Source organism: Cetobacterium sp. ZWU0022 (assembly GCF_000800875.1).
In the GTDB taxonomy this organism is placed as follows: Bacteria; Fusobacteriota; Fusobacteriia; order Fusobacteriales; family Fusobacteriaceae; genus Cetobacterium_A.
The window spans coordinates 1-488 of the sequence record NZ_JRJZ01000053.1 but is presented as its reverse complement, the minus strand read 5'-3'; the positions used below and the strand labels follow the sequence as shown (position 1 = coordinate 488).

Annotated in this window: 1 protein-coding gene; it reads left to right on the top strand. The window is 20.5% G+C overall.

Annotated features, from left to right (window positions below):
• The first annotated feature begins 279 nt into the window (after window positions 1–279).
• Entirely contained in the window at window positions 280–468 is a 189-nt protein-coding gene (locus L988_RS05380; protein ID WP_047382363.1) for a hypothetical protein, read from the top strand.
• Window positions 469–488: the final 20 nt, after the last annotated feature.

The window sequence follows — 488 nt, the reverse complement described above, 5'->3', positions numbered from 1 at the left end:
ATAACTTTGTTTCAAATTGAAGCAAAGTTATTTTTATAAAAGGAGAAATTTGAGTGTTTATAAAAAAAGCTATAGCAACTTTAATTGTAATTATTTGGAGTGGAATATGTTTGTTTGCAAAAACTGTGGAAATATAGATTATGATTATATAAACTTTAAAAAGAAAATAATAGTTTGCAGTAAATGTAAAGAAGAAAATGAGTTACAAGAGGGCTAAAAATTGAATAATGAATATGTTTTCAATTTTTAGTCCAATAAATATTTTAGAGGTTTAGAATAATGAATAGTTTGAAAGAAATGAAAAGTGAACTAAAACAATTGAGTAATCGAATTGAAAAATATTTAGAATTTTTAGATAGGAAAGATAATGAATTAGATACAATGGAAAAAATAAATATAGATAATCAATTAAGATTTATGTTTCAATACAAATGGGAGTTAGAACATAGAATAAAGTTTAAAAAATAAATTATTAAAATAATATATTA

Coding starts and splice junctions, on each gene's coding strand:
- L988_RS05380 (WP_047382363.1), top strand. CDS start 280: ATGAATAGTTTGAAAGAAATGAAAAGTGAACTAAAACAATTGAGTAAT.